Source organism: Streptomyces sp. ISL-66 (assembly GCF_018614135.1).
GTDB lineage: Bacteria > Actinomycetota > Actinomycetes > Streptomycetales > Streptomycetaceae > Streptomyces.
This window is the reverse complement of the sequence record NZ_JAGGOW010000122.1, coordinates 1-18,199: the sequence shown is the minus strand read 5'-3', so window position 1 is coordinate 18,199 and position 18,199 is coordinate 1. Positions and strand designations below refer to the sequence as shown.

19 protein-coding genes are annotated in these 18,199 nt (G+C 71.0%); 13 read left to right on the top strand and 6 right to left on the bottom strand.

From position 1 onward, the window contains the following. Positions 1 to 197 precede the first annotated feature (197 nt). Entirely contained in the window at positions 198 to 578 is a 381-nt protein-coding gene (locus tag J7E97_RS23325; protein WP_215030577.1) for a SchA/CurD-like domain-containing protein, read from the bottom strand. A 179-nt stretch (positions 579 to 757) separates the two neighbouring features. On the opposite strand from J7E97_RS23325, the gene J7E97_RS23320 reads away from it, so the two are divergent. The 13 genes from J7E97_RS23320 (at position 758) to J7E97_RS23260 (ending at position 11,217) form a co-directional block, all read left to right on the top strand. Continuing rightward, positions 758 to 1,093 carry a TcmI family type II polyketide cyclase gene (locus J7E97_RS23320; protein WP_215030575.1) on the top strand — a complete coding sequence of 112 codons (336 nt, stop codon included), beginning with the start codon at positions 758 to 760 and terminating at the stop codon, positions 1,091 to 1,093. Beyond that, a complete protein-coding gene (locus J7E97_RS23315; protein WP_215030574.1) occupies positions 1,090 to 1,524 on the top strand; it encodes a cupin domain-containing protein in 435 nt (144 codons plus the stop codon). Before J7E97_RS23320 ends, J7E97_RS23315 begins: the two co-directional genes overlap by 4 nt. Continuing rightward, positions 1,521 to 2,804 carry a beta-ketoacyl synthase gene (locus J7E97_RS23310; protein WP_215030572.1) on the top strand — a complete coding sequence of 428 codons (1,284 nt, stop codon included), beginning with the start codon at positions 1,521 to 1,523 and terminating at the stop codon, positions 2,802 to 2,804. The genes J7E97_RS23315 and J7E97_RS23310 overlap by 4 nt, the downstream gene beginning before the upstream one ends. Before the next feature lie 2 nt (positions 2,805 to 2,806). After that, a complete protein-coding gene (locus tag J7E97_RS23305) occupies positions 2,807 to 4,036 on the top strand; it encodes a ketosynthase chain-length factor (RefSeq protein ID WP_285428565.1) in 1,230 nt (409 codons plus the stop codon). An 80-nt stretch (positions 4,037 to 4,116) separates the two neighbouring features. After that, the gene (locus J7E97_RS23300) at positions 4,117 to 4,581 is read left to right on the top strand and encodes an SRPBCC family protein (RefSeq protein ID WP_215030569.1); all 465 of its coding nucleotides are present in this window, start codon (positions 4,117 to 4,119) and stop codon (positions 4,579 to 4,581) included. A 10-nt stretch (positions 4,582 to 4,591) separates the two neighbouring features. Then, positions 4,592 to 5,053 carry an anthrone oxygenase family protein gene (locus J7E97_RS23295; protein ID WP_215030568.1) on the top strand — a complete coding sequence of 154 codons (462 nt, stop codon included), beginning with the start codon at positions 4,592 to 4,594 and terminating at the stop codon, positions 5,051 to 5,053. A 61-nt stretch (positions 5,054 to 5,114) separates the two neighbouring features. Then, positions 5,115 to 5,870, top strand: a complete 756-nt coding sequence (locus J7E97_RS23290) for an SDR family NAD(P)-dependent oxidoreductase (RefSeq protein WP_215030567.1) — start codon at positions 5,115 to 5,117, stop codon at positions 5,868 to 5,870. After that, a complete protein-coding gene (locus J7E97_RS23285) occupies positions 5,870 to 6,202 on the top strand; it encodes an antibiotic biosynthesis monooxygenase (protein WP_215030566.1) in 333 nt (110 codons plus the stop codon). Before J7E97_RS23290 ends, J7E97_RS23285 begins: the two co-directional genes overlap by 1 nt. Next, positions 6,192 to 6,503, top strand: a complete 312-nt coding sequence (locus tag J7E97_RS23280) for an antibiotic biosynthesis monooxygenase (protein WP_215030565.1) — start codon at positions 6,192 to 6,194, stop codon at positions 6,501 to 6,503. Before J7E97_RS23285 ends, J7E97_RS23280 begins: the two co-directional genes overlap by 11 nt. A 96-nt stretch (positions 6,504 to 6,599) precedes the next feature. Beyond that, the gene (locus J7E97_RS23275; protein WP_215030563.1) at positions 6,600 to 7,463 is read left to right on the top strand and encodes an NAD(P)-dependent oxidoreductase; all 864 of its coding nucleotides are present in this window, start codon (positions 6,600 to 6,602) and stop codon (positions 7,461 to 7,463) included. A gap of 67 nt (positions 7,464 to 7,530) precedes the next feature. Beyond that, the gene (locus tag J7E97_RS23270; protein ID WP_215030562.1) at positions 7,531 to 9,156 is read left to right on the top strand and encodes an FAD-dependent monooxygenase; all 1,626 of its coding nucleotides are present in this window, start codon (positions 7,531 to 7,533) and stop codon (positions 9,154 to 9,156) included. After that, on the top strand, positions 9,153 to 9,545 hold the full coding sequence (locus tag J7E97_RS23265) for an antibiotic biosynthesis monooxygenase (protein WP_251055010.1): 393 nt from the start codon (positions 9,153 to 9,155) through the stop codon (positions 9,543 to 9,545). The genes J7E97_RS23270 and J7E97_RS23265 overlap by 4 nt, the downstream gene beginning before the upstream one ends. 115 nt (positions 9,546 to 9,660) lie before the next feature. Beyond that, on the top strand, positions 9,661 to 11,217 hold the full coding sequence (locus J7E97_RS23260) for a multicopper oxidase family protein (protein ID WP_215030561.1): 1,557 nt from the start codon (positions 9,661 to 9,663) through the stop codon (positions 11,215 to 11,217). A gap of 73 nt (positions 11,218 to 11,290) precedes the next feature. Here J7E97_RS23260 and asnB read toward each other — a convergent pair whose 3' ends face one another. From asnB to J7E97_RS23235, 5 genes are all read right to left on the bottom strand, one after another. Beyond that, positions 11,291 to 13,144, bottom strand: a complete 1,854-nt coding sequence (asnB, locus tag J7E97_RS23255; protein WP_215030559.1) for an asparagine synthase (glutamine-hydrolyzing) — start codon at positions 13,142 to 13,144, stop codon at positions 11,291 to 11,293. A gap of 51 nt (positions 13,145 to 13,195) precedes the next feature. Next, positions 13,196 to 14,824, bottom strand: a complete 1,629-nt coding sequence (locus J7E97_RS23250; protein WP_308346728.1) for an FAD-dependent monooxygenase — start codon at positions 14,822 to 14,824, stop codon at positions 13,196 to 13,198. Positions 14,825 to 14,960: 136 nt separating this feature from the next. Further along, positions 14,961 to 16,370: an adenosylhomocysteinase gene (gene ahcY / locus J7E97_RS23245; RefSeq protein ID WP_215030557.1), complete on the bottom strand. Its 1,410-nt coding sequence runs from the start codon at positions 16,368 to 16,370 to the stop codon at positions 14,961 to 14,963. Further along, the gene (gene metF, locus J7E97_RS23240; RefSeq protein WP_215030556.1) at positions 16,360 to 17,247 is read right to left on the bottom strand and encodes a methylenetetrahydrofolate reductase [NAD(P)H]; all 888 of its coding nucleotides are present in this window, start codon (positions 17,245 to 17,247) and stop codon (positions 16,360 to 16,362) included. The genes ahcY and metF overlap by 11 nt, the downstream gene beginning before the upstream one ends. Then, positions 17,244 to 18,199: vitamin B12 dependent-methionine synthase activation domain-containing protein (locus J7E97_RS23235; RefSeq protein WP_285428561.1), on the bottom strand; the 956-nt coding region annotated here is incomplete at its 5' end. The genes J7E97_RS23235 and metF, both read right to left, overlap by 4 nt.

Here is an 18,199-nt window from a genome sequence, read left to right as displayed (position 1 = left end):
CCTGTGCAACGTGCCGATCAACCGCCGGGTCAAGGCGATCACCGATCCCGCGGTCATACCCGCCGACTGGGAGGATCCCCGCCCGCTCTGGCGCAAATTCCACTACCTGCGCACCGTCCTGTCGGTCGTGGCGCTGGTGTTCACCGCGCCGTCGCCGCGCGCCCGACGAGGACGCGCAGCGCAGGAGGCCGCCCCGGTCAGACGGCGGCCGGCAGGTCCCGGCTGGAGAACTGCACGACCGTGGTCAGCAGGCTGCGCTTGAAGGTCGCCACGAAGCCCTCGGGGGTGTCGGTCTCGCGCGGCTTGCTGAGGTACGGCTTGATCGACTCCTCGAAGTCGACCACACCCGGCTGCACGGCCATGTGACGGGCCACGGCATCCAGGTCGCCCGTGTACTCGATGACCCGCACCAGGGTGTCGTCGCGCAGGAACACGGCGGTGGCGAGCAGCGTGCCGGCCTCCGCCCCCGACTCGTCCTCGACCCGGTTGCCCTTGACCCGCTTGAAGCCGCGGAAGATCTCGGTGAGCTCCGCCTCGTAGCCCGGCTTGACGTCGTACGTGATCGCTGCGAACGGCATGCGAAATCCTCCGCTTTGGTGGTCGGTCCGCACGCAGCTGACCCGGGGGCGCTCGCGGCCGGCTCGCGGCCCGCTCGCCGCGGGGCACTGCAGCGGCGCTGGAGGCGGTATCAAGCCTTCCTCCAGATCGCGGTGAGACCTTCCGTCCCGCAGACACCGACTCCTCGGGAGGGACCACCGTGCATCGCACTCTGATCGTCGCCAAGCTGCGGCCGGACAAGACCGAAGACATCGCGAAGATCTTCGGCGAGTCGGACGACTCCGAACTGCCGCACCTGATCGGTGTCAGCCGTCGCACGCTCTTCAAGTTCCACGGCCTGTACTTCCACCTGGTGGAGGCAGACGAGGACATCAACGCGAACCTCTACCGCGCTCGGAGCCACCCGCTCTACGACGACATCAACACCAAGCTCGCCCAGTGCGTCGAACCTTACGACCCGGACTGGAAAGAGCCCAAGGACGCGATGGCCGAGCCCTTCTACATCTGGACCAAGGACGGAGGGCGGATCAAGTGACCACCGCCATTTCCCGCACTGTGAAGGTGACCTCGGAAGAGGTCGAGGCCAACACCAAGCGCGGTGGTGACATCCGTGTCACCCTCAGCCCCAAGACGGTCGGCTGCACCTCCGGCTTCGGCGGGGTCATGACCCTCGACCCGGCCGACTGGATCACCGAGCACTACCACCCGTACTCCGAGGAGTTCCTGCACGTCATCGACGGCACCCTCGAAATGACGCTGGACGGCCAGAAGGTCACCCTCGGCGCCGGCGACTCGCTGCTGGTCCCCATCGGCGTGCGCCACCGCCTGGTCAACGTGGGCGACGCGACCGCCCGTTGCGCCTTCCACCTCTCCCCGCTCGCGCCGAGCCCCGAGTACGGCCACGTCGACACCGAGGTCGCCCAGCGCCCCGAGCAGGCCAACCCCGATGTCGGCGGTGCCAAGTGACCCGACGGGCCGTCATCACCGGCATCGGCACGGTCGTGCCGGGCGGGGTGGGCCGTGAGGCGTTCTGGGGGACGCTGTCCGAGGGGCGTACCGCGACGCGGCGGATCTCCCTGTTCGACGCGGGCGCGTTCCGCTCGCAGGTCGCGGCCGAGGTCGACTTCGACCCGGCCCTCGCGGGACTGACCCCGCGCCAGATCCGCCGGATGGACCGCGCCGCGCAGTTCGCCGTGGTCTCCGCCCGGGAAGCGGTGGCGGACAGCGGGATCGAGCTCTCCGCGCTCGCCCCCGAGCGGCTCACCGTCTCCATCGGCTCGGCCGTCGGCTGCACGATGGGCCTGGAGGAGGAGTACGTCACCCTCTCCGACAGCGGCCGCAAGTGGCTCGTCGACCACGAGTACGGCGTCCCGCACCTGTACGGCTACATGATCCCCTCCACCCTGGCGGCCGAGGTCGCCTGGGAGGTCGGGGCCGAGGGCCCGGTCGCGCTGGTCTCCACCGGCTGCACCTCGGGCCTGGACTCCATCGGGCACGCCGTCCAGCTCATCGAGGAGGGTTCGGCGGACGTCGCCATCGCCGGCGCCACCGACGCACCGATCTCGCCGATCACCTCGGCCTGTTTCGACGCGATCAAGGCGACCACGGCGAACAACGACGACCCGGCGCACGCCTCGCGTCCCTTCGACGGGACGCGCGACGGCTTCGTGCTCGCCGAGGGCTCCGCGGTCATGGTCATCGAGGAGCGCGAGGCGGCCATCGCCCGCGGCGCCCGCATCTACGCCGAGATCGTCGGCTTCGCCGGACGCAGCAACGCGTACCACATGACCGGTCTCAAGCCCGACGGGCGCGAGATGGCCGAGGCCATCGGCGTCGCCCTGGACCAGGCCAAGATCGACCCGACCGCCGTGGGCTACATCAACGCGCACGGCTCCGGGACCCTGCAGAACGACCGGCACGAGACCGCCGCGTTCAAGCGGAGCCTGGGCAACCACGCCTACGACATCCCGGTCAGCTCGATCAAGTCCATGGTCGGCCACTCGCTGGGGGCCATCGGCTCCATCGAGGTGGCCGCCAGCGCGCTGGCGCTCGACCGGCAGGTCGTCCCGCCCACCGCCAACCTGACGACCAAGGACCCGCTCTGCGATCTGGACTACGTCCCGATCACGGCCCGCGACCACTCCATGGACGTCGTCCTCAGCGTCGGCAGCGGCTTCGGCGGCTTCCAGACGGCCATGCTGCTCGCGCGCCCCGGTTCCGCCGCGGCCGCGGCCGGAAGGAGCTGATGATGGCCCCCTCCTCCGACCACCGCCCCCCGGTGATCACCGGACTCGGGATCTTCGCTCCCACCGGTGTCGGCGTCGAAGCCCACTGGACCTCGGTCCTCGCCGGCAAGTCGGGGATCGACCGCATCGGCCGGTTCGACCCGTCGAGCTACCCGGTGCGGCACGCCGGACAGGTACCGGGCTTCAGCGCCCAGGAATCCGTCAAGCCGAACCGGCTCATCTCCCAGACCGACCACTGGACCCATCTCGCCCTGGCCGCCAGCGAGGCGGCGCTCGAGGACTCGGGCGCCGACCTGAGCGCCATCCCCGAGTACGAGATGGCCGTCGTCACCTCCTCGTCCTCCGGCGGTACGGAGTTCGGCCAGAAGGAGATGACCGCGCTCTACCAGAACGACCCCACCTGGGTCGGCGCCTACCAGTCGATCGCCTGGTTCTACGCGGCGACCACCGGCCAGGTGTCCATCAAGCACAAGATGCGCGGCCCGTGCGGAGTGCTCGCGGGCGAGCAGGCCGGCGGACTCGACGCCATCGGCCAGGCCCGGCGCCTCACCCGCAAGGGCTCCCGGCTCGTCGTCACCGGCGGTACGGACGCCTCGCTGTGCCCGTACGCCCTGACCGCGCAGCTCACCACCGGCAAGCTCTCCACGGTCGCCGACCCGGACCGCGCCTACGTGCCGTTCGACGCGGAGGCCTCCGGCTACCTGCCCGGAGAGGGCGGCGCGATCCTCGTACTGGAGAGCGCCGAGGCCGCCGAGGAGCGCGGAGCGCAGAACTACGGCCGCGTCCTCGGATACGCCTCGGGCTTCGACCCGGCCCCAGAATCCGGCCGCCCGCGCGCGCTGCGCCGTACCGCCGAGGCGGCCATCGCCGACGCCGGCCTCACCCCGGCCGACATCGACGTCGTCTTCGCCGACGCCGCGGGCGTCCCCGCGGACGACCGCGACGAAGCACGGACCCTCACCGAGATCTTCGGCCCCCGGGGCGTCCCGGTCACCGCGCCGAAGACGCTCACCGGCCGGCTCTACGGCGGAGGCGCGCCGCTCGACGTCGCCACCGCCCTGCTGTCCCTGCGCGAAGGCGTGATCCCCCACACCGCCCACGTCCGCGCGCTCGCACCCGGCTACGAGATCGACCTGGTCACCGGCGCTCCCCGGGAGCAGTCCATGCGTCACGCGCTGGTCCTGGCCCGTGGCCACGGGGGATTCACCTCCGCCCTGGTCCTCGGCCGCTGAGCGGGCCGCCGCACCTCCCCCCACACGGCCGACACGCCTGAAGAAACGAACCGAGCCGACCCATCGAGGAGCACCGAACCGTGGCTGGACACACCGACAACTTCATCGTCATAGACGCCCCCCTGGACGTCGTCTGGGACATCACCAACGACGTCCCGAACTGGCCGAACCTGTTCAGCGAGTACGCCACCGCGCAGGTGCTCGAACAGGAGGGTGACACGGTCGTCTTCCGCCTCACGATGCATCCCGACGAGGACGGCAACGTCTGGAGCTGGGTCTCCCGCCGCACCCGCGACACCGCCGCCCGCACGGTCCGGGCGGAGCGCGTGGAGACCGGCCCGTTCGAGTTCATGAACATCCGGTGGGAGTACACGCAGGAGCCCGCCGGCGGCGTGCGGATGCGCTGGATCCAGGACTTCCACATGAAGCCCGGGGCCCCGGCCACGGACGACGCCATGACGGAGCACCTGAACCGCAACACCAAGATCCAGATGGAACTCATCAAGGAGCGGGTCGAAGCACAGGCCCGCACCCTCGTCCGCTGAGGAGCCGGTGGTGCTGACCTTCATCGCCCCGTTGCTCCTGCTGGTCAACGGGCTGGCCGCCGGAGTCCTCTTCGGCACCCAGCTCGGAGGCTTCCCCTACCTGGCCTCGCTGCCCGCGGACCGCTACGTCAACGCGCACGCGTTCTTCGGTACGCGCTACGACCCGGCGATGCCCATCTGCCTGCTGGGCACCATCGCCTGTGACGTGGTGCTGGCGGTCGGCGCGCCGGTGGCCGGGGCGCGGACCCTGTTCGCCGTGGCGGCCCTGCTCGCCGCGGTGACGGCCGGCATCTCCGTCGTCAAGAACGTCCCCGTCAACCGGTGGATGCGCACCCTCGACCCGGACAACCTGCCGAGCGACTTCGCCGAACGCGACCCCCGGCCGGTCTGGGGCGCCTGGAACCGCCGGCGCAGCTGGCTCACCATCGCCGCGCTCGTCGTCAACTGCACGGCACTCGGCTTCCTGCTCTGAGTGCCGCCACGCCTTCCCCCCTCACGCGACCCTCATCACGCGACTTCACGGAGGAACACCCATGGACCTCGAACTCCGGGGTAAAAAGGCCCTGGTCACCGGCGGCACCCGCGGTGTCGGGCGGGGCGTCGTACTGGCGCTCGCCCGCGCCGGTGTCGACGTCATCACCTGCTACCAGCGCGAGAGCGAGTTCGTCACCTCCCTGGAGAACGAGCTGAAGGAGATCGGCGGCACCCACCACGTGCTGCGCGCCGACCTCTCCCAGCCCGAGGAGATCGCGGGCCTGCTGCGGCAGGTCGGCGAGCTGACCGGCGGCCGCCTCGACCTGCTGGTCAACAACGCCGGCGCGATCAGCCACATCCCGTACAAGGACCTTCCGCTCGACGAGTGGAACCGGATCCTCGCCACCAACATCACCGGCGCCCACCTGGTCATCCAGAACGCGCTGCCGCTGCTCGGCGAGGGCTCCTCGGTCGTCTCGATCGGCTCCCGCGCCGTCGATGCCGGCATCCCGCTGCGCGCGCACTACACCACCACGAAGGCCGCGCTCGTGGGCCTGAACCGCTCGCTGGCCAAGGAGTTCGGCCCGCAGGGCATCCGCTTCAACGTGGTCGCACTCGGCGTCATCGAGACCGAGAACTTCTTCGCGATGCCGCCCGAGCAGCAGAAGCTGATGTCGGAGCGGTACGGCGCGAAGACCGCGCTCGGCCGGCTCGGCACCCCCGACGAGGTGGCCGGCGCCATCCTGTGGCTCGCCAGCGACCTGTCCCGCTACGTCACCGGCAACACGATCGGCGTCGACGGAGGTATCTCCTGATGGCCTTCCGCGTGATGCTCCGCATGGAGATCGAGCCCGGCAAGGAGGCCGATTTCCAGAGGGCCTGGCTGGAGGGCACCGAGGCGGTCACCGGCCACCCGGCGAACCTCGGCCAGTCCCTGGCCCGCGAGGACGAGCGCACGGCCGGCGGCAAGACCATCTTCGTGATCATCAGCGACTGGACGGACGAGCCGCGCTTCCGCGAGTTCGAGGAGAGCCCCGCGCACCTCGAACACCGGGCGACCCTGCACCCCTTCCGCAAGGGCGGCTCCTTCCACGTCATGGAGGTGCTCACCACCATCGAGGGCAAGGCGGCAGCCGATGCCCGGTGAGGTAAGGGTCCTGGTCTACCAGGCGGCCCACGACGAAGAGCAGCTGGCCGCCGTTCGGGACGCGTACCACCTGGTCAGCAAGCGGCTCGCGGTGGTCCCCGGCATGCTCGGCAACGAGCTGCTGCGGTCCCCCGCGGACCCCACCGCGCTCGTCGTGGTCAGCCGCTGGGAGTCCATGGCGGCCTTCCGGACCTGGGAGGAGGGGGCGGAGCACCGCGAGGACACCGCCCCGCTGCGACCGTTCCGCGACACCCGTACGAGCGCCCCGTTCGCCCTCTACGAGGTCGACGCGGCCTACTGACGGCCTCCGGGTCCCGTCCTCCACGCAAGGCAGCCCCGAAGCCTGTACCCCGGACTCCCGAACCGGCAGCCGGACCGGAAGGAAAGAGAACTCCCCATGACCAACCGACAGTTGGCTTTCATCGGCCTCGGCAACATGGGCGGCGGCATGGCCGGCCGCCTGGTGGAGTCCGGGTACGCCCTGACCGTCTACAACCGGACCGCGAGCAAGGCGGCCGCGCTCGTCGCGGCGGGCGCCAAGCTGGCCGACGCCCCCGAGCGCGCCGCCGCCGGCCACGGCATCGTCATGCTCAGCCTCAGCGACGAGAAGGCCGTCGAGGAGATCCTGTTCGGCCGGGTGGTGCCCGTACTGGCTCCCGGCACCGTCATCGTCGACACCTCGACCGTCTCCCCGGCCTACGCCCGCGAGGCCGCCACCCGCCTCGCGGACAAGGGCCTGCGCCGCGTCGAGGCCTGCGTCGTAGGCAACCCGCTCCAGGCCCGCAAGGGCGAACTGCGGGTGTACGTCTCCGGCGACCCGGCGGACCTCTACGAGGTGCGCCCGGTCCTGGAGGAGATCGGCAGCGAGGTCACCCACGTCGGTGCCCCCGGCAACGCGGCCGCCATGAAGCTGATCCTCAACCTGCTGCTCGGCGCCCAGGTCGCCTCGCTCGCCGAGGCCATCGCGTACGGCACCTCCGCCGGACTCGACCGCGACCAGCTCATCGGCGTCGTCTCGCAGAGCGGGTTCAGCTCCATGGTCATGCGGTTCCGCGCCCACCTGATGCTCAAGCGCAGCTACGAGCCGGCCTTCTTCCGGTCGGAGCTGATGGAGAAGGACATCCGGATCGCCATCGAGGCGGCCGCCGAATACGGCACCCGGATGCCCGTACTGGACCTCGTGCGCGAGCAGTTCGCGTCGGTCGTGGCGGAAGGCGACGGCAACAAGGACGCCGCCGTGCTGGTGGAGCACCGCTCCTAGCAACAGAAGGGATGTGAGGACAGTGCGCGGTACAGGCCGCAGTGCGCTCCGTAACACGGATGTCCTGGTGGCCGGCGGAGGACTGGCCGGGTTGGCGACGGCCCTGTTCCTCGCCGAGCAAGGAGTGGACTGCCTGCTGCTGGAAGGGGTGCGCGAGCGCCTGCGGCCGCCGCGCATCCTCGGTGTCCACCCCCGGGCCATGGAGCTCCTGCGCTCCCTCGGCCTGGAGGAGAAGATCCGGCGGCTGCCCTCCGCGAAGGCGCTCGAGGAGAACAACGGGATCGCCCTCGCGGACACCCTCACCGGCTGGGACCTCAGCACGATCGACGAGAAGTACCTCCTGGACGTGCACGCCGAACCGGGCACGCTGTCACCGACCAGCTGGTGCCTGGCCGACGAACGGGAGCTGGAGTCGGTGCTGCGCGAGCGCGCGGAGCACCTCGGCCTCCTCGTGGAGATCCACAGCGAGCTCGTCTCCTTCGACCAGGGCGGCCCCGGCGTCGACGAGGTCACCGCACTCGTACGGGACCCCGAGACGGGCGAGCAGCGGCAGATCAAAGCCTGCTACCTGGTCGACGCCGGCGGCACCGACGGCCAGGTGCGCAGCCGGCTCGGCATCCCCTTCGAGGGCCACACGCTGGGCCACTTCGTCACGGTCCGCTTCATCGCCAACCTCCAGAACGAGACCCGCGGCCGCAAGTTCATCATGTGCTACACGGTGAACCCGCTGCTGCACGGCTCCCTCATGCCGCTCGACAACTCCGAGGACTGGCTGCTGCACGTCAAGCACGACCCGCGGAAGGAGCCGCTGGAGTCCTTCACCCCGGAGCGCTGTGCGGAGCTGATCCGGGCCGCGACCGGAGTGCGCCACCTCGACCCGGACGTCCTCCAGGTCAACGCCTGGGCGGGCGAGGCCAGGACCGCGGGCCGGTTCTCCGACGGCCGGGTCTTCCTCGTGGGCGACGCCGCCCACGTGATGCCGCCCAGCGGCGGGTTCGACGCCGGCACCGGCGTACTGGACGGGCACAACCTGGCCTGGAAGATCGCGGCCGTCCTCAACGGCTGGGCCGATCCCGACCTGCTGGAGACGTACGACGAGGAGCGCCGGCCCGTCTGCGCGGCCACGGTCGAGCAGGCCGTGCTGCGCTCCCAGGACCGCCGCCGCCTCATCAAGCAGTCCCCCGAGCCGGCCTCCCCCGACATCGCGGAGGACCCGCTGGTCTGGCGCGCCGCCCGCTACCGCTCCGCCGCCGTGATGCCCTGGGACGAGGGGACCCTGCCGGGATTCGGGGTGTGGGCGGCGGAGAACGACGGCCGCCCCGGCTGCCGCGCCCCCCACCTGCGGCTGCGCTACGGCGGCTCGGAGATCTCCGTACTGGACCTCTTCGGCCGGTCGATGGTGCTGCTCACCGGCCCGGACAACCGGCCCTGGCTGGAGGCCGGCCGGTCCGTCGCGGCCGAGCTCGGAACACCGCTCTCGCTGTACGGCATGGGCGTCGATCTGGACGACCTCGACGACCGCTGGCCCGAGCTGTACGGGGTCACCGCCCAGGGCGCCGTACTGGTGCGCCCCGACGGGGTCGTCGCCTGGCGCTGCGCCGAAGCGCCGATCTTCACCCGGAACGTGCTGCGCAGCATGATCAAGCGGGTTCTCCGGCTGGACCAGCCGCCCGCGGACAAGGGGAACTCATGACCACCGCCACCGCCATGACCACCGCCACCGCCACCGCCACCGAGACCACGTCCGCCGACGGCGCCGCACCGGGGCAGAGCGCCCCGATCCGGGTGATCCTCCGCATGGAGGTCTTCCCGGAGATGGCGGCCGACTTCGAGAAGGTCTGGCTGACCATCGGCGAAGCCATCGCCACCGAGCCCGCCAACCTCGGCCAGACGCTGGTGAAGTCGAACGAGGCCGTCGGCCTCTACTTCGTCTTCACCGAGTGGACCACCGAGAAGGAGTTCCGCGACTTCGAGGTCAGCGCGCGCCACACCCTGCACCGCCAGAAACTCAAGCCGTACCGGCGCAGCGGCGCGATGGACGTGACCGAGGTGGTGTTCCGGCTCGAGCCCACCGGCCGGTGACCGCCCGCCCGGTCCCGTACCGGGGTGTCCGCCCCGCTCCAGCGGCTCGCGAGCCGCACTCGAGGAGCGGGGCGCAACCATGGGAAGACCGAGTGGCAACTTGCGAGGATGCACCATGAAGCCTTCCCAACGACCCGTACGCCGCCGGCTCTTCCTCACCGTGGGAGGCGCGGCCCTGGTCGCGGGGGCCGGCTACGGCGGGAACTTCCTGTGGGTCTACCAGGACTACGAGCGCAGCAACGTCGGAGACCTCGACTTCGCGAACCCGCTCCGGATCCCCGAGCTGCTCCACCCCGAGCCCGCCGGCGGCCGCCGCACCTACAGGCTCGACCTCGCCCCGGGCACCAGCGAGCTGCTCCCCGGCAAGAAGACCGCCACCTGGGGCGCGAACGGAACGTACCTCGCCCCCACCCTGCGGGCCCGCCGCGGCGACCTCGTGGCGATGGAGGTCCACAACCGACTGCCCGAGGCGACCACCCTGCACTGGCACGGCATGCACCTGCCCGCCTCGATGGACGGCGGACCGCACCAGATGATCCCCGCCGGCGGGACCTGGCGCCCCGAGTGGACCGTGCGCCAGCCCGCCTCGACCCTCTGGTACCACCCGCACCCGCACGGAGCCACGGGCAGCCACGTGTACCGGGGCGTGGCCGGGATGATCATCCTCGACGACGACGCGTCGGACCGGGCGGGCCTGCCCTCCACGTACGGCGTCGACGACATACCCCTGGTGATCCAGGACAAGAACTTCCACGACGACGGATCCCTCGACTTCACCGAGACCCACCTGCGGTCCTCGATCGCCGGCGTCGACAACATCGGTCTCCTCGGCGACACCATCCTGGTCAACGGCACCTACGACCCGCACTTCGCCGTCACCACCGGCAAGGTGCGCTTCCGGCTGCTCAACGGCTCCAACGCCCGCGTCTACCGCATCGGCTTCCCCGACGACCGCAGCTTCCACCTGGTCGCCGTCGACAACGGACTGCTCAAGCGCCCCCAGGCCATGACCCGCCTGCTGCTGGGCCCCGGTGAGCGGGCCGAGATCGTCGTGGCCTTCAAGCCCGGCGAGAAGGCGGTCCTGCGCAGCTTCCCGCCCGAGCTGGGATTCGGCTTCCCCACCGACCGCTTCATGGGCAGCGACGACACCTTCGACCTCCTCGAACTGAGGGCCGCGCCGACCCTCGCCGGCTCCCCGGACCTGCCCACCCGCGTGGACGGGGCACCGGAGCCCATCGCGGCGCCCGACGGCGCGAAGGTCAGGAAGTTCGACTTCGTCGGCTTCCAGATCAACGGCAAGACCATGGACATGACCCGCGTCGACGAGGTGGTGCCGGCGGGCGCCACCGAGATCTGGGAGATCGACCGCGGCGACACCTGGATCCACGCCTTCCACCTGCACGGCGCGACCTTCAACGTCATCGACGTGAACGCCCGCAAGCCGCCCGCCTACGTCCAGGGTCCCAAGGACACCGTCTACCTGCCGGAGTTCGGCACGATCCGGCTCGCCGTCCGCTTCGACACCCTCACCGATCCGCAGAAGCCGTACATGTACCACTGCCACGTGCTGTTCCACGAGGACCAGGGAATGATGGGCCAGTTCACCGTCGTGGAACCAGGTACGGAGGGCAGCGCGCCGCGGACCGTCACCGCCGACCACGCCGGCCACTGACCCCCTTCGAAGACGCCGATGGCGGCCGCCCCTTCCGGGGACGGCCGCCATCGGCGTACGGGGCGGGCGCGGATCAGAGCACGAGCCGGATGCCGTACTTGCGCAGCCAGGTGTTCAGCTGGATCGGCAGCTCGACGTTGGCACGCTTGGCCCAACGGCTCAGCCCGTCCGGGTCGTCCAGCGTGGCCTGCACCGCGGCCCGGTCGAGCAGCGGCTGCACCGGGGCGTCGGTGTCGGCGAGCAGCGCGCGCATCTCCGTGCGCAGCGCCTTCTCGTAGCCCGGGTCGAGGGTCACCGGATACGGCGTCTTGCGCCGGTCGATGACGCTCTGCGGCAGGACGTGCCGTACGGCGGCGCGCAGCAGGCTCTTCTCGCGGCCGTCGAAGTTCTGCATGTCCCAGGGCAGGTTGTACGCGTACTGCACGAGCCGGTGGTCGCAGTACGGCATCCGCACCTCGAGGCCCACGGCCTTGAACAGCCGCTCGGTGTGGCCGTTCTGGTTCTCCATGAAGTTGGTCAGGTGCACCCAGCACAGCTCGCGCATGTGCTTCTCCTGGTCCGACATCCCCGGCAGGTGGGGGGCCTCGGAGACGGACTCCCGGTAGCGCTGGGCCGCGTACTCCAGCGGGGCCAGATCCTTGAGCAGCGAGTCCCCGAAGAGTCCGCAGCCCAGGCCCGCCGCGTCGTCGCGGACCACGCCGCGGGCGACCCAGGGGAAGGTGTCCATCGTGCTCTCGACCGGGTCCCGGTTCCAGGCGACGCCGTGGAAGAGCGAGTCGGCGGCCTCACCGGTGAGGACCACCTTCGTCTCGCGCTGTGCCACCGCCTGCGCCAGCAGGTACAGCGAGGTGTTCATGTCGCCGAGCGGAGTCGGGTAGTCCTTGGCCCGCAGCACCGACCAGCGCGCCACCGCGTCGCTCAGCTCGGAGGGGTCGAGCACCACGTCCGTGTGGTCCGTACCGAGGTGGCGCACCACGTCGGCCGCGTACGGCGCGTCGGGCGACTGACGGGTGTCGGTCGCCTGGAAGTTCTCCGCGTGCTGCGCGAAGTCCACGGTGAAGGTGCGGATGCGCTTGCCGGACTTGCGCAGCTCGGCGTCGGCGAGGCCGACGACCCCGCTGGAGTCCAGGCCGCCGGAGAGCAGCGAGCCGACCGGGGCCTCGGTGCGCAGGTTGCGGGTGATGCTCTCCTCGAGGAGCCCGCGGATGGTGTCCACCGTGACGTCGAGGCCGTCGGTGTGCTCCGCCGCCGAGACCTCCCACCACTGGGTCTTCGTGATGCCCCCGCGCCGGACCACCAGGTGGTGGCCGGCCCGCAGCCGGTGCATGCCGCGGAAGGGGGAGACGTGCGGGGTACCCGAGTACGTGAAGATCTCCCGCAGGCCGTCCGCGTCCACCTCCGGCTCCACCAGGGGATGGGCGAGGATCGCCTTCGCCTCGGAGCCGAACACGACGCCGGTGGCCGTGGGGTAGTAGAAGAGCGGCTCGACGCCGAGCCGGTCGCGGACCAGGAACAGTTCCTCGGACCTGGCGTCCCACACCACGCCCGCGAAGGTGCCCTCCAGCCGCTCCGCGGCCGCCGGACCCCACTCGAGGAAGGCGTGCAGCAGGGTCTCGGTGTCACCGCCCGCACGGAAGCGGTGGCCGCGCGAGGACAGTTCCGCGCGCAGCTCCTCGTGGTTGAGGATCGAGCCGCTGTGGGCGGCCACGGCTATCGTCCGGCCGTCGTGCTCCACGGCGACCGGCTGCCGCCCGTCCTCGAGGTCGAAGACCGCGAGGCGGCGGTGTCCGAGACCCACCCGCGGCGCCACCCAGACGCCTTCGCCGTCCGGCCCGCGCAGGGCCATCGTCGAGGTCATGGCCAGGATGGTGCTGCGCTCCCGGGTGAGATCCCGGGCGAAGTCCACCCAGCCGGTAATTCCAGACATGCTCACTCCATCGCGTCGGTCGGGCTGTTGGGTGCTGGCCGTCGGTGTCGGCTAGCGGGCGAGCACGTGGGCCAGTACGCCGGCGAACGCCTCGGCCGCTTGGGGGTGCGGCCCCGCCGAACGCCAGGCCACCACCCCGTCGGGGCGGACCAGGACGGCGCCCCGCGGGCCGACCCCGTAGGCCGCGTTCCAGGAGCCGTCCGGGTCGGTCAGGCCGTCCTCGCCGAACCGGAGCACGTCGAGGGTGACGCCGAGCAGGCGGGCCGAGGCCCGGCCGGCGCCCGCCCACGCCTGCGCGTCGGCGCCGGCGAGGAGCACCAGGTTCTTGGTGAAGAGATCGATGGCCGAGACGGGACGGCCGGCCCGCTCCAGGACCACGTGCGGGGCGCGCGTACCGGGCCGCCCGCCCGGCAGGGGGTTCCACACCCCTTCCGGGGCACCGTCCCCGCCCGGCGCGACCACGGCGCCGGAGCGGTACTGTCCGCCGAACCAGATCTCGGTGTCGGCGTGGATCGCCGGGTTGCTCGGCGCGGGCTCCTTGTCGGCGAGCCTCGGCCGGTCCTTCGAGCGCAGCACGGCCTGCTCCACGGTGGCCGCGCCGACCGGCCGGCGCTCGGCGTCGTAGCTGTCCAGCAGTCCCGGACCGGCCTGGCCGGAGAGGACCGCGGCCAGCTTCCACGCCAGGTTGTGTGCGTCCTGCACACCCGTGTTGGAGCCGAAGGCCCCGCTGGGCGGCATGACGTGGGCCGCGTCACCGATCACGAACACCCGGCCGGAGCCGAACGAGGCGGCCCAGCGGCCCGCGGCCTCCCACGGCATGGCGCCGATGACCTTGACGTCCAGGTCGGGCACGCCCGCGGCGGCCCGCACCAGGTCCCGGCAGCGCTCCTCGGTGAACGACTCCGGGTCCTCGGCCCCCGGATCGAAGCCCACGTGGAGCAGCCAGCGCCGCTCGTTGTCCAGGGGCATCAGTGCACCGCGGACGGCGTCGTTGAACGTGTAGCACATGATGAACCGGCGCTCGCCGAGCTGCTCGGTGAGGTCCGCCTCGAAGTGGATGTTCAGGAAGTGCCCGGTCGTGCCCGGCCCTTCCACCCCGATGCCCAGCCGTGTGCGGATCGGGCTGCCCGGCCCGTCGGCCGCGACCAGGTAGTCGGCGGTGACCACGCTGGTCTCCCCGGTGTCCCGGTCGCGCAGCTCGGCGGTGATGCCGTGCTCGCCCTCCTCCTGGCGGAAGGAGACCAGCTCGGTGCCGTAGCGGAACCGGGAGCCGAGCTCCTCGGCGCGGCGCCGGATCACCGGTTCGAACTCGTCCTGGTGGCACAGGCACCAGCCGGTCGGCGTCAGCCCGCTCAGGTCGGTCCTGACGTCCATGAAGTACTGCTCGTGGAGCGCGCCGAGCTGGTGCCCGGCGAGCGACTGCGCGGCGTACACGCCGCTGTTGCCGGCCAGGGCCCGCGCCGACTCGGTGGCGCGCACCTCCTCCTCGAGGCCGACCGAGCGCATCAGCTCCATGGCCCGGGGATTGATTCCCCGGGCCCGGGGATGCGGGGACATGCCCCGGTGGCGTTCCACCACCAGGGCGGGAACCTCGTGCCAGGCCAGGAACAGGGCCGTGGACAGCCCCGCCAGCCCGGCACCTACCACCAGTACGGGCGTGTGCTGCTGCTTACGGGACACACCGATCCCCCCTCTGCACAGACTTGCGGACCATGCGGTCAGGGTGCGGGCGGCAGGTCGCAGCCCGATCGAGGAAGAGTGGAAGGCGCCTCGGCGCCGGCGCCCGCGGTCGGCACGGGCACGCGCACGGGCGGCGTCAGTAGCGGTAGTGGTCGGGCTTGTAGGGACCGTCCACGTCCACGCCGATGTACGAGGCCTGCTCGGGGCGCAGGGTCGTCAGCTTCACCCCGAGGGCGTCGAGGTGGAGGCGGGCCACCTTCTCGTCGAGGTGCTTGGGGAGCACGTAGACGTCGGTGGGGTACTCGGCTGGCTTGGTGAAGAGCTCGATCTGGGCCAGGGTCTGGTCCGCGAAGGAGTTCGACATCACGAAGGACGGGTGGCCCGTCGCGTTGCCCAGGTTCAGCAGGCGGCCCTCGGACAGGACGATGAGGACCTTGCCGTTGGGGAACTTCCAGGTGTGGACCTGCGGCTTGACCTCGTCCTTGACGATGCCCTCGATCTTCGCGAGGCCGTCCATGTCGATCTCGTTGTCGAAGTGGCCGATGTTCCCGACGATGGCCTGGTGCTTCATCTTGGCCATGTCGGAGGCCATGATGATGTCCTTGTTGCCGGTCGTGGTGATGAAGATGTCGGCGATCTCCACGACGTCGTCGAGCGTGGCGACCTGGTACCCGTCCATGGCCGCCTGGAGCGCGCAGATCGGGTCGATCTCGGTGACGATGACGCGGGCGCCCTGGCCGCGCAGGGACTCCGCTGATCCCTTGCCGACGTCGCCGTAGCCGCAGACGACCGCGACCTTGCCACCGATCAGCACGTCCGTGGCGCGGTTGATGCCGTCGATGAGCGAGTGGCGGCAACCGTACTTGTTGTCGAACTTCGACTTCGTCACGGCGTCGTTCACGTTGATCGCCGGGAACAGCAGCGAGCCGGACTGCTGCATCTCGTACAGGCGGTGCACACCCGTCGTGGTCTCCTCGCTGACGCCGCGGATCTCCGAGGCCATCGCGCCCCACTTCAGGGACGTGCGGTGCAGCAGCTCCAGGACCACGCGCATCTCGTGGTTCTCCGCGGTCGAGGGGTCCGGGACCTTCCCGGCCTTCTCGTACTCGACGCCCTTGTGGACCAGCAGGGTGGCGTCACCGCCGTCGTCCAGGATCATGTTGGGGCCTGCGGCGTCCGGCCAGGTCAGCGCCTGCTCGGTGCACCACCAGTACTCCTCCAGCGTCTCGCCCTTCCAGGCGAAGACCGGGATGCCGGCGGCGGCGATGGCGGCGGCCGCGTGGTCCTGGGTGGAGAAGATGTTGCAGGAGACCCAGCGGACCCGGGCGCCGAGGGCGACCAGGGTCTCGATCAGGACGGCGGTCTGCACGGTCATGTGCAGCGAACCGGTGATCCGCGCGCCGGCCAGCGGCTGGGCGGCCGCGTACTCCCGGCGGATCGACATCAGGCCGGGCATCTCGTGCTCGGCGAGGGTGATCTCCTTGCGCCCGAAGGCCGCGAGGGAAAGGTCGGCGACCTTGAAATCGGAGAACCGCTCAGCGGACATGCCAACTCCTGCTCTGTATCTGACGATGGATATCGAGGCTCGCCGTGGAACGGTTGAGGGTGATGTAGTGCAGCCCGGGGGCGCCTTCCGCCAGCAGCCGCTCGGCCATGGCCGCGGCGTACTCGACCCCGATGCGGTGTGAGGCGGCCGGATCATCGCGGGCGGCTTCGAGCCGGTGCGCGAGGTCCTCGGGGAAGGCGGCGTCGCTGAGCTCCGCGAACCGGCGGATCTGGCGGACGTCGGTGGCGGGCATGATCTCCGGGATCACCGGGGTGTCGCAGCCGGCGGCCACGACCCGGTCCCGGAACCTCAGGTAGTCCTCGACGTCGAAGAACATCTGGGTGACGGCGTAGTCCGCGCCGGCCCGGCACTTCTCGACGAAGTGGCGCACCTCCGCGTCCCAGTCCGCGGAGCGGGGGTGGCGCTCGGGGAAGGCCGCCACGCCCACGCTGAAGTCCCCCAGCTCCCGGATCAGGGAGACCAGCTCGTGGGCGTACCGCAGCCCCCGCGGGTGCGGTACCCACGGGCCGCGCGGATCGCCCGGCGGGTCCCCGCGCAGGGCGAGGACGTCGCGGACGCCCGCGTCGGCGTACTGGCCGATGATCCGGCGCAGTTCGGCGACGGAGTGGCCGACCGCGGTCAGGTGGGCGACCGGGCGCAGCGTGGTCTGCGCGGCGATCCGCTGGGTGATCTCGACGGTACGGTCGCGCGAGGAGCCGCCGGCCCCGTACGTGACGGAGACGAACGTCGGGGTGAGGGACTCCACCCGGCGCAGGGCGTCCCACAGGGTGCGTTCGCCGGCGGCCGTCTTGGGCGGGAAGAACTCGAAGGAGAACGACCGGTCGCCCCGCAGGAGGGTGTCGCGCAGCGTGCTCATCGTCGGCCTCCGGCGTTGAAGTAGCCGGCTTCGGGGTGGTGGACGACGATGGCGTCGGTGGACTGCTCCGGGTGCAACTGGAACTCCTCGGAGAGGTGGACGCCGATCCGCTCGGGCCGCAGCAGCTCGGCGATCTTGGCGCGGTCCTCCAGGTTGGGACAGGCCGGGTAGCCGAAGGAGTAGCGGCAGCCCTGGTAGTCGGTGCGCAGCATGCCGTCGAGCGAGTGCGGATCCCGTCCGGCGATGCCCAGCTCGGAGCGCACCCGTGCGTGCCAGTACTCGGCGAGCGCCTCCGCCAACTGCACGGACAGGCCGTGCAGTTCGAGATAGTCGCGGTAGGAGTCGGATGCGAACAGCTTCGCCGTGGCCTCGCCGATCCTGGAGCCGACGGTGACGATCTGGAGGCCGATCACATCGGTCTCCCCGGACTCCTCGGACTTGAAGAAGTCCGAGAGGCACAGGAACCTTCCGCGCGGCTGCCGGGGGAAGGAGAAGCGGGTCAGCTCCGCGCCCGTGTCGTCGAGGAGGATCAGGTCGTCACCCTTGGAGACGCACGGGTAGTAGCCGTGCACCACGGCGGCTTCCAGGAGGTTCTCCGTCTGGAGCTTGTCGAGGAGCCCGCGCAGGCGCGGCCGGCCCTCGCTCTCCACCAGTTCCTCGTACGAGGGCCCGCCGCGGGCCTGCTTCAGCCCCCACTGGCCCTTGAACAGCGCGTCCTCGTCGAGCCAGGACGCGTACTCCTTGAGGCCGATCCCCTTGACCACCCGGCTGCCCCAGAACGGCGGCGCGGGGACGGCGTTGTCGGCGGCGACATCGGAGCGGGCGGGCACCTCGGGCTCGGGCTCCAGGACCGCGGTGGCGGCCGCGGACTTCACCCGGCGCTGCTTGAGCTCCGGGAGGGCGGCTCCGGGGACTCCGCGTTTGACCCCCATGAGGGCGTCCATGAGGCGCA

Coding starts and splice junctions, on each gene's coding strand:
- J7E97_RS23325 (WP_215030577.1), bottom strand. CDS start 578: ATGCCGTTCGCAGCGATCACGTACGACGTCAAGCCGGGCTACGAGGCG.
- J7E97_RS23305 (WP_285428565.1), top strand. CDS start 2,807: ATGGCCCCCTCCTCCGACCACCGCCCCCCGGTGATCACCGGACTCGGG.
- J7E97_RS23290 (WP_215030567.1), top strand. CDS start 5,115: ATGGACCTCGAACTCCGGGGTAAAAAGGCCCTGGTCACCGGCGGCACC.
- J7E97_RS23285 (WP_215030566.1), top strand. CDS start 5,870: ATGGCCTTCCGCGTGATGCTCCGCATGGAGATCGAGCCCGGCAAGGAG.
- J7E97_RS23280 (WP_215030565.1), top strand. CDS start 6,192: ATGCCCGGTGAGGTAAGGGTCCTGGTCTACCAGGCGGCCCACGACGAA.
- J7E97_RS23275 (WP_215030563.1), top strand. CDS start 6,600: ATGACCAACCGACAGTTGGCTTTCATCGGCCTCGGCAACATGGGCGGC.
- J7E97_RS23265 (WP_251055010.1), top strand. CDS start 9,153: ATGACCACCGCCACCGCCATGACCACCGCCACCGCCACCGCCACCGAG.
- J7E97_RS23260 (WP_215030561.1), top strand. CDS start 9,661: ATGAAGCCTTCCCAACGACCCGTACGCCGCCGGCTCTTCCTCACCGTG.
- asnB (WP_215030559.1), bottom strand. CDS start 13,144: ATGTCTGGAATTACCGGCTGGGTGGACTTCGCCCGGGATCTCACCCGG.
- ahcY (WP_215030557.1), bottom strand. CDS start 16,370: ATGTCCGCTGAGCGGTTCTCCGATTTCAAGGTCGCCGACCTTTCCCTC.
- metF (WP_215030556.1), bottom strand. CDS start 17,247: ATGAGCACGCTGCGCGACACCCTCCTGCGGGGCGACCGGTCGTTCTCC.